Below are 8940 nucleotides of genomic sequence, written 5' to 3' on the forward strand. Positions count from 1 at the left end.
TGCAGGATCTGCACCTCGTCCGCGGGGCCGAGCGGCGCCCCGAGGTCCCGGACCTGTTCGGCGTTGACGAAGATCCGGATGTGCGGGCGGATGGCGTCCTGCTCGTCGATCATCCGGAAGCGGATTCCGGGATAGAGCCGCTCCAGGTCTGCCAGCAGCTCGCCGACCGTTGCCCCCTGCGCCTCCACGCAGGGCTGCTGGCCGGTGTAGGAGCGCAGCGGCGTGGGGACGAAGACTTTCATGGCGCCATCTCCGCCGCCTCGACGGCGTAGATCTCCGGCAGGTGGCGGGCGATGCAGGACCACTGCGCCCCTTCGTCCGGGCTCGCCCAGACCTCGCCGCACGTGGTGCCGAAGTAGAGGCCGAGGGGTTCGTGGGCATCGGCCGTCATCGCCTGCCGCTTTACCGTCAGCCACGCCTGGGCGGGCGGCAGCCCGCGGTCCAGACGCTGCCAGCTCCGGCCCCCGTCGCGGGTCGCATAGGCGGCTGGCTTGCCGCCCGGGCTGACGCGCGGCCAGACCTCGGTGCCGTCCATCGGGAAGACCCACAGGGTCTGCGGGTCGCGCGGGTGCAGCACCAGCGGAAAGCCGGTGTCGCCGACCTCCTGCGGCATGTTCTCGCCGATCCGGACCCAGGTGGTCCCCTGCCGGCGGTCCAACCGGTAGATCCCGCAGTGATTCTGCTGGTAGAGGATGTCCGGCTCCCGCGGGTGCAGGGCCAGCCGGTGGGTGTCGTGCCCGAACTCGGGATAGGGGTCGGGGAGGAAGTCGGCCCGGCAGCCGGCGTTGAGCGGCCGCCAGTCGCGCCCCTTATCGACGGTCTCGAAGACGCCGCCGCTCGACATGGCGAGGTACATGTGGGCGGGGTCGCGGGGGTCGATGAGGATCGAGTGCAGCTTCGGCCCGTCGGGCGTGCCGTCCTGCTCGCCGCCGGTCCACTGCGGCCGCATCGGATGGTCCTCGAATCCGGCCACCGTCTGCCAGCTGTCGCCGCCGTCCTCGGAGCGGAACAGGCCCTGCGGCGAGGTGCCGGCATACCAGACGCCCGGTTCCCCCGGGTGTCCGGGCGAGAGCCAGAAGACATGGTCGACCACGCGGCCCTTGCTCCCCTCGGGCGCCTTCGGGAAGGCCGGCGGCCGGGACGCCTCCTGCCAGTTCCTGCCGCCGTCGGCGGAGCGGAAGACGGTCGGCCCCAGGTGGCCGGTGCGCGCGGCCATCAGCAGGGTGCGCCGGTCACGCGGATCGAGCACGAGGTGGTGCACGATGTGGCCCAGGAAGACCGGCCCTTCGATCGCCCAGCTCCGGCGTCCGCGGTCCCCCTTGAGAAACCAGGCGCCCTTGCGGGTTGCGACCAGCAGAGTGACCGGCCCTGTGGCCGGTAGCGAGGAAGCCTGTGGCATCGTCGTCATAACTATCTCCTTCCCGGCCTTTGCGGCCGTCCGTTGCAGTCTCGGGGAGCATCTGCTACCACAATACTGCAAAACCGCGGGCGCGCAATCGGGCCGGCAACACCGTGCAGGTGACGGCGAGAACTGCTTTCGCTGGGGGGGGAGTTGCACAAAGAGGGGAGAACGGAAGTGGCGGGCCCCAAAAACAGTCAGGCCGGTCAGGGAGAGAAGGAGGCTCCCGTGACCGGCCCTGCTGTTAATTTGGAAAGGAAGGAAGAAGGTTCTCGCCGGCCCGGCTGCCACCCCGGACCCTTGATGGTTTCTACTCTACTCTTCCAGCGCAAGAAGAAACAGGTTCATTCCCGCAAATCTTCGGCTGCGGAGGGACGGCGCGGGGGTGTGGCTTTGCACAGTGAGGGTTTTCTCTCTACATCGCCAGGACAGAGATGTCGAGATCCTCGATAAACCGGCTCTCGGTCGCCTTGATCCGGTAGGTCGACCCGTTTCGCCACTCCTGGCTGAAACTCAGCCGGGTGTCCGCTTTGCCTTTTCCCGGATGGTCGTCGATGGCAATTTCTCCCCCCTGGTAGCTGACCCGGACATTAACCCGGCCGAGCGGCCCCTGCAAGGCAATGGTACGGGTTTCACCTTCACGCAGGTCGATCGATTGCGGGGTGAGCGGGCAGGACTTCCCCTTGATCTGAATTTGCCCCTTGTTAAATGTGACTTTAACCCGGGAGGGCGGCACGTTGGCCCGCTGTTTTTTGTAAGTCGGCTGTTCCCTGGCGACGACTTCCGGCTTGTCGTGCCGCGGCGGCGCCTCGACGGCCACCGTCTCCGGTTTCTGCGGGCGATGTTCCTTCTCTTTGCTCAGGATGATCTGGGGGTTCTCGGGTTTCGGTGCCGGCTGCTGAATGACGATGACCTGCGGGCGTCTGCCGGTCCGGCGGTCGCGGGGCGGCTCCCCCAGGACCTGCACCGTGACGGTCACGCCGCGCAGTTCCAGTGGGCCCCTGGCGTTGAGATTGGCATAGGTTTTCCCCTCCTCCCAGCCATCCTCGTAGACCAGCCGGGCGGCATGGGATCGTCTGGCGTCCGGGTGGTCGTCCAGCAGCAGGTTGCTGCCGTCGTAGCTGGCCAGCAGGTTGGCTGTTCTTCCCCTGAGGTCGACGACCTCGACCTTTTTGGTCTCGCCGGCGGCGATCTTGAAGGCGACCGGCTGGTACGGCTTGTGGTCCCCGCGGAACTTCAGGCGCCCATCCTGAATGGTCACCCGCAGCAGATCGCCATAGACCCCCTTGCCCCGGTAGACGGCATCGACCTGCAACTGGCGCTGCCGGGCCTCTTCGGCCTCGATGGCGCGTTGGTGCTCTCTTTCGATGGCCTGCTGCCGGGCACGCTCCTCCCGCTGTTGTTGCAGGACGGCCTGCCGGGCCTGATACGCTTCCATCACCGCAACCCGTTCCTGTTCGCCCATGGTGTCCCAGCGTTCCTGCGGCACGCCGTAGATGCTGGGGGTACACCCGATCAGGCCGATCAGGAACAACATCAGGCCGGTCAATAACCACTTTTTCATGGCAACTCCTCCTTGTTCCCAACCTCTGCACGCGCAGCACCAGGGATGGATCAGAATTGGGCTTCGCTTCAATGCTGTTGCTGCAAAGGGCAATGCAATTCCGACGCCAATGCACTGGACATCGACATCCATAAAAAGCGATGTCGGTTAGCCAGACGAATGGCCCAATTTCGCCGGCCCGGGCCGCAAGCGGTATACTGTGAGTGAGCCCAGCGCCCAAGACGCCACATGCTCACAGCCGCAGGCAATTTTCTCGCAGGGAGGAGCATCATGCTGGTCACCATCGAATACTGCAACCGGTGAGGCTATCGCGAACGGGCCGCCAGTCTGGCGGAGAGGATCACAGAGGCGATGGCGGCGGAGGTCAGGCTGATCGAGTCGAGCGGCGGGGTTTTTGAAGTCGTGGTCGACGGAAACCTGGTCTATTCCAAGAAGCGGACGGGCGAGTTCCCCGACGAGGCGCAGCTGCTGGAGACAATCCGCGGCGGCGAGGGTCCGTGCGGCCGGTCCTGAGAAAGGTACAGGGTCAGCCCTTGATGCTGGACTTGGCCTGAGTCAAGGGCTGACCCTGTATTGCTTTAATGTTTGCCACGTCCTCCACCGCCATGATCGCCGTGATGACCGCCGCCATGGCCGTCATGCCTGAATTCGCCGTGATGGTGTCCGTGGTCCCACCAGGGCCAGAAGATGCAACCGGACAGATTCGTCGCCGCTATCGTTACAAACAACAGTTTTGCCAGCAATGACTTTTTCATGATTCTTCCCTTTCATTCGAGTCGGGGGAGAAACCTGCTACCTCAATGATACGATCTTTCAGCCATGCCGTCCATGCCCTCGGCGGCGATTCGTCCTTTCCCACAGGAAGGAGGTTCTCGCCGGCCCGGCTGCCACACCAGGCTTTTGATGGTTCCTGATGTGTCTTGCTGGTCTCGGCCACCTTGCCACTTCAGTAGCTTTGAGCTTGACATGAGCGGTTACTTGGTTATGTTGTTAAAAAATCGCTGCGTGATTATCGGAATTCACAACCCCATTCTCGGATGACTGCTTGCTTATTTGCAAAACAGGAAAAGGCGGAAAGTCGTCGCGCTATCAATCCCCAAATTGAGGAGAGATCACGATGATCAAGATGATGAACAATCTGTTGAAAGGGAGGCCATACAACCTGCTCGGCGACATCATGGTTATCCCGCAGGAAGCCCTGCACGCAGTTTTGGGCAAGGTCTGGAAGCTGCGTGTGATTGTGGTGATTCTTGTCTCAATCTGCGTTGCCTTGGGGACGTTGAGTCTCAAAGGACAGGAAGCCTTTGCCCGGTTATTGCACCTGGAGACGGAGAACAAGGCGAAAGACGCCACCATCGAAAAGCTGCAAGAAGAAAAAAAACTTTTGGAAGAGAAGCTGGCTTTCAAGCGCAAGGTCGACGCCCTGGTCGCGAAGATCAAGAAGGAGGCCGCCTGGCTCGATCACGGGATCATCCGTCCTGCAGCGGAAATGGCCCTTGCCCACACAACCGACCCGGGTCTTTACCTGGCGATCGGGTTGGTGGAGGCGGGGTTGCGGGCAGATGTCGTACACCCCGACGGGGTAGCCCTGGGCATGCACGGACTCTGTCCCAAGGACTGGCACTCCTACCTGAAAGCGAAAGGGATCATGGAAAACCGGGACGATTACTTTGATCCGGTGAAGTCTTTCAAGGGCTCGGAGGCGGTCCTGTCGGCGCTGGTGCTGGAGTGCGGCTCCCTGGAAAAAGCATTGCTTTACTACAACGGAGGCGAGCCTGCCGCCGCGGGAATGATCCCCAGGAGTACGGTTTATGCGCAGCGGGTGCTGCATTTGCGGAGAGCTTTCGCTGCGCAACTCTCAGGGCATAATGAGAGTTAAGTCTGCAATATGCTTCACCAAGACGGCTTTTTTCCTACATCGCCAGGCCGGCAAAGGCATTGCGGATTTTGGCTTTTGAACTCCCTGTCCCAGCACCGCTTCCGGCAAAATCCTCGATCTCGGCCAGCGAGAAAACGACCTTGACCGAGTGCTGTTCGGTGCTGACCTTCAACCACCACTCGTCGCCCCCCTGCTCCACCCATTCGACCCTGTCGGGCCGCAGTCCGTGCTGGGAAGCGTAACGGAGGGCGACTTCCTTCAGCATCTCCTTGCCTTTGCTGCGCTGCTCTTCGATTTCGGTCATCACATCCTCGGAATATGTTTGAAACTTAGTTGTATGCGAAGCGGCCTTACGGCTCGCCGGCGACCTGCTCTACAGTAAAGGGGAGCGGCTCGTAGGCCCAGCCGCCAGCATGCCGGCGTCCGACCGCCAGGGCGCTATTCTCCCCCTGCTGAACGGTGAGGGACGGCTCCTGAGCCAGCCCCGCCTTCGGGTCGGTCGACAGCCCCAGCGCCTCCTGCCGCGCCGCCTCCCGCCGGCGGCCGGACGCGAGATCGACGGCGATCAGCCGGTGCTCCGGCGACCAGTAGAATAGCTCCCCGCCGCGCAATCCGTAGTAGTCGATCATCGGTCCGATCTCGAGGTAGTCGCCGCCGGGGCCGCGGACGAGAAGGTGCTCCGCCTTCTCCCGCTGCGGCGCCGGGTCGCCGGCGGCGTGGGCGACGACGACCAGCGTCCCCGACGCGTCGGTGAGATAGAAATATTTAAGTTCGCGTCCGCGCGCCGCGAGTTCGGCGTCGATGGGGAGGGGTTCGCGCGTCTCCCGCTCCAGGTCGTACACCCACTTCTCGCTGAGGAACGCGTAGCTCTTCTTGACCTGCCCGGAGGTGCGGACGATGACCTTCGGGCCGTAGGCCGCCACCACATGGAACGAAGAACTCCCGGGGAGCCAATCCTGCTTGAGGGCATTCTCGACGAGGAGGATCCGCGTTACGCCGGTGGCAAAGTCATACAGCCCCAGGTAGTTGCGGTCGATCAGGTAGCGGGGGATGCCGCCGTCGGGAAAGGCGAGGATGCCGGCGGCCGGCCGGTAGACGAGGCGCTTCATGGTGAAGACCCCCACCCGGCCGTCGAGGGCGGTGGCGGCGCTCTGAAAGCGGCTGGCGTCGTAGGGCGGCCCGTACAGCGACGAGCAGCCGAGGGCGAGAAAGAGCAGGAGAGGGAAAAGGAGGCGGGGGGAGAATTTCATAAAGGGAAGGATAGGGATGGGGCGGCAGGGTGTCAAGGAGCTTCAGTGCTGCGGAAGGGGCGTGAATGGCAGAATGGCAAGCCTGGACACCACGGCCCTGAGGAGGTGGAATATCCGAATGATGTGTCTGACCCCGGAGCGTCCCTCCAAGCCCGCCGCAACTGAAGCCAGGCTTAGGTGACGCATGGAAATCGAATCCCCTTTGTCAAGCCTGACCCGCCATCGCCCTCCTGGAAATTAAAAACGAGCCTGTCCCCCTCAGCTTTGCCTGTCTTCCATTTAATGGGATTTAAAGGGTTCCGGGGACAATTTACTTATTTCCCCCGGCCATCCACCAATCTGAAAATCCCAGCCGCCGTTTGATAATATCGTCTGACATCCTGCAAATCAGGTTTACCGGAGGGCAGAAATCCGGTTGTTACCGGATACCGAGAATCGAGGTAAACCGTACTCAGCTCGATCAGAGTTGTCTCATCAGCCGGCATTTCCGCGATTTCGGAGGCAAGTGCTGAAAGACGCACCAAGTCATGAATCCGGGGAACGGGTTTATCGGCGCCCTCGATAACCGCCTTGAAGCATTTTTCGATGCACTGCTGGGCATGAAAGGCGGCGATGTTGGTCAGCCCCTCGTCATCCAGGAGCTTCCCGACCGTATCCAGGTCCTCTTTAGCCCTGGCGAGCCATTCTTTCGCCGCCCCCGTCATTGCAGCGTTATCCCCTTTTCGAGAATGTCCCTGCTAAAAGAGCTCCGGGAATCCAGAAGGGTTTGCCATTCCTTTTTGCTGTACACCAGCACATCGAGCGCCACCTGGCGGTTGATGTCGGCAAGAAGCTTCCTGACCGTGACCGTGTCCGTCATTTTTTCCCGGAAGCTGCCCGATGATTCTTCCTTGTTCAAGACCACGATGAGATCAATATCGCTGTCGACGCCAGCCGAACCCTGGGCATGGGATCCGAAAAGGATGATCCTGGCCGGATTCAGGACGCTGAGGCGATTTTTTATCTCCTCGATGAGCTGAAGCTGCTTCGACCCCATGAATTTTTTCTCCCGAACCGCAATGATAGACGCGTCGCCAGAATCACCCAAATCCGCCCGTCTGTCAACGCCAAACCCCGCTCAGCCCCTCTCACCGCTGCCGCCGGAACCAGGCGACGACCGCCTCCACCGACTGCGCCCCGACGAGCTGATCGACGACCTTGCCGCCGCGCAGCAGCATCACCACCGGAATGCCGCGCACGCCGAAGCGCGCCGCCAGCGCCGGATTCGCCTGGGTGTCGACTTGCACGACGGCGGCCTCTCCCGCCAGCCGCTCCGCGATGGTTCGCACCGACGGTGCGAATGCGACGCAATGCGGTCACCAGGGTGCCCAGAACTCCGCCAGGATTGGGCCGGGATAGCTCTGCACGAAGGGGTCGAAGGTGCGCTCGGTGAGCGGCTGCGGCCTGTAGTAGAGCGGCGCCAGTGCCGCGTGGCAGCGGCCGCAGCGCCCGGCCTTTCCCTCCTTGTCGGCGGGAATCCGGTTGGCTGTGCCGCAGGCTTTGCAGGTGACGGTGTAGGTTGACATGGGGCCTCCCTTGGCTCAGAGGAGAGAGGACAGGTCCGGAATCGCTACGACCGAAAAAGGGGCGGATTTAATTTCTCCACCTTTATATGTGGCGCTTCACACAAGGGGCTTCAACTCGGCCACACTGCCTTCGAGGACAACGGCTGCTGCAACAAGGTCATTCACGAGTTGCTCATCGATCTCCAGGAACCCCTCGTATTCCCCGATTGCGCCTCTGGTGGCAAAGCGCCAGCACGCGCCACACCTCGGGCCCGAGCCCCAGCGTATGAGGCAGGCATTGAAAGACGATGTAGCGATTGTCGGAGCGGTATCCGTTCCAGCGCAATGCCGCCAGGGCCAGAGCATGCGCGGAGTTGTAGGCCAGATCGAAGCGGCTTTCGATGGATAAGGCGTGCTTGCGGGCATCGGCCAGGCGTGCCCGGGCAGATCGGACCAGACCTTCGAATTCTCTCCGGTCGCCGGGCTCCCGTTTCAGTTGGCCGGTTTTGACCAGATTCTCAAGGTTTGGGGATGTCATCGTCCGATCCGATCAGAAAGATTTTTTCCTGTTCGGCCACTCTCTTCAGGAAGCTGTTGTCTTCGGCCAGCTTGCGACGGATCTCAGCAGGGCTATAGAGTGTCGGGTTGACTGCCCTGCCGAGGGTTGCTTCCGCAACGGCGAAGGCGCTGATGACCTCGGGATAACCCAGATCACCGGAAATGACCATGAGATCGATATCGCTGGTTGCCGTATCCACCCCTTTGGCAATGGAGCCATAGACAAAAGCGACCGCGATCCTTGCCGAAAAAGGTGCGAGTGCCTGCCGCAGTTCATCGGCGACACCAAAGGTTTTCAGAACGATGCCTCGCAGTTCCTGAAAGATCGGCGATCTGGGATTGGCCTGATAATGTTTCTGATTGCCGACTTTCCTGGCCGTCAGCAGGCCGGCGGCCGTGAGTTTCTCCAGTTCGCGCTGGACGGTCCCGATCCCGACTTCGGCCATTCGGACAATCTCGTTGATGTAATAGGTTCTGTCCGGATTGCCGAAAAGCAGCCCCAACACTTGCCGCTGCGTCTTGGTAAAGAGAGCGTCGCCTATTCCGGATGGAGTATCCTTGTTCATACCCATAGAGGGAATGATAATACCCAAATTGGGAATTATCAACTGCAGTTTCGCCTCCCCTGCATAAGAAAGTGGGGGTGTCAGGCCTGCAGGGTTGCAAATTCGGTCAATCCCGGACCAGTCCGCCCCCAGACCTGTTTTTTACGTAACCTCTTCTCAGCATTCGGTCGATTCGAAAGC

At 61.6% G+C, this 8940-nt stretch carries 11 protein-coding genes and 1 pseudogene; 2 read left to right on the plus strand and 10 right to left on the minus strand.

All coding sequences use genetic code 11. From position 1 onward, the window contains the following. The 3 genes from VD811_01975 to VD811_01985 form a co-directional block, all read right to left on the minus strand. Window positions 1-242, minus strand: a 242-nt coding sequence (locus VD811_01975) for a MoaD/ThiS family protein (GenBank protein ID HXV19741.1), incomplete at its 3' end; no start/stop codon positions are given. Beyond that, the gene (locus VD811_01980) at window positions 239-1408 is read right to left on the minus strand and encodes a hypothetical protein (protein HXV19742.1); all 1170 of its coding nucleotides are present in this window, start codon (window positions 1406-1408) and stop codon (window positions 239-241) included. The genes VD811_01975 and VD811_01980, both read right to left, overlap by 4 nt. A 406-nt stretch (window positions 1409-1814) precedes the next feature. Continuing rightward, entirely contained in the window at window positions 1815-2963 is a 1149-nt protein-coding gene (locus VD811_01985; GenBank protein ID HXV19743.1) for a hypothetical protein, read from the minus strand. Window positions 2964-3278: 315 nt separating this feature from the next. Between VD811_01985 and VD811_01990 the strand changes: the two are divergent. Next, window positions 3279-3476: pseudogene (locus VD811_01990) on the plus strand (Rdx family protein). Window positions 3477-4080: 604 nt separating this feature from the next. Beyond that, window positions 4081-4842 carry a transglycosylase SLT domain-containing protein gene (locus VD811_01995; protein HXV19744.1) on the plus strand — a complete coding sequence of 254 codons (762 nt, stop codon included), beginning with the start codon at window positions 4081-4083 and terminating at the stop codon, window positions 4840-4842. Between the two features lie 34 nt (window positions 4843-4876). Here VD811_01995 and VD811_02000 read toward each other — a convergent pair whose 3' ends face one another. From VD811_02000 to VD811_02030, 7 genes are all read right to left on the minus strand, one after another. Further along, window positions 4877-5146 carry a hypothetical protein gene (locus VD811_02000; GenBank protein HXV19745.1) on the minus strand — a complete coding sequence of 90 codons (270 nt, stop codon included), beginning with the start codon at window positions 5144-5146 and terminating at the stop codon, window positions 4877-4879. Between the two features lie 46 nt (window positions 5147-5192). Beyond that, window positions 5193-6092 carry a hypothetical protein gene (locus VD811_02005; protein HXV19746.1) on the minus strand — a complete coding sequence of 300 codons (900 nt, stop codon included), beginning with the start codon at window positions 6090-6092 and terminating at the stop codon, window positions 5193-5195. A 314-nt stretch (window positions 6093-6406) separates the two neighbouring features. Next, a complete protein-coding gene (locus VD811_02010; protein HXV19747.1) occupies window positions 6407-6796 on the minus strand; it encodes a HEPN domain-containing protein in 390 nt (129 codons plus the stop codon). Continuing rightward, window positions 6793-7128, minus strand: a complete 336-nt coding sequence (locus VD811_02015; GenBank protein HXV19748.1) for a nucleotidyltransferase domain-containing protein — start codon at window positions 7126-7128, stop codon at window positions 6793-6795. The genes VD811_02010 and VD811_02015 overlap by 4 nt, the downstream gene beginning before the upstream one ends. A gap of 91 nt (window positions 7129-7219) precedes the next feature. Next, on the minus strand, window positions 7220-7657 hold the full coding sequence (locus tag VD811_02020) for a thioredoxin domain-containing protein (GenBank protein ID HXV19749.1): 438 nt from the start codon (window positions 7655-7657) through the stop codon (window positions 7220-7222). A gap of 172 nt (window positions 7658-7829) precedes the next feature. Continuing rightward, on the minus strand, window positions 7830-8174 hold the full coding sequence (locus VD811_02025) for a hypothetical protein (protein HXV19750.1): 345 nt from the start codon (window positions 8172-8174) through the stop codon (window positions 7830-7832). Beyond that, entirely contained in the window at window positions 8155-8787 is a 633-nt protein-coding gene (locus tag VD811_02030) for a nucleotidyltransferase domain-containing protein (protein ID HXV19751.1), read from the minus strand. Before VD811_02030 ends, VD811_02025 begins: the two co-directional genes overlap by 20 nt. Window positions 8788-8940 lie beyond the last annotated feature (153 nt).

The sequence above is a fragment of the Desulfuromonadales bacterium genome (genome assembly GCA_035620395.1).
Lineage (GTDB): Bacteria > Desulfobacterota > Desulfuromonadia > Desulfuromonadales > DASPGW01 > DASPGW01.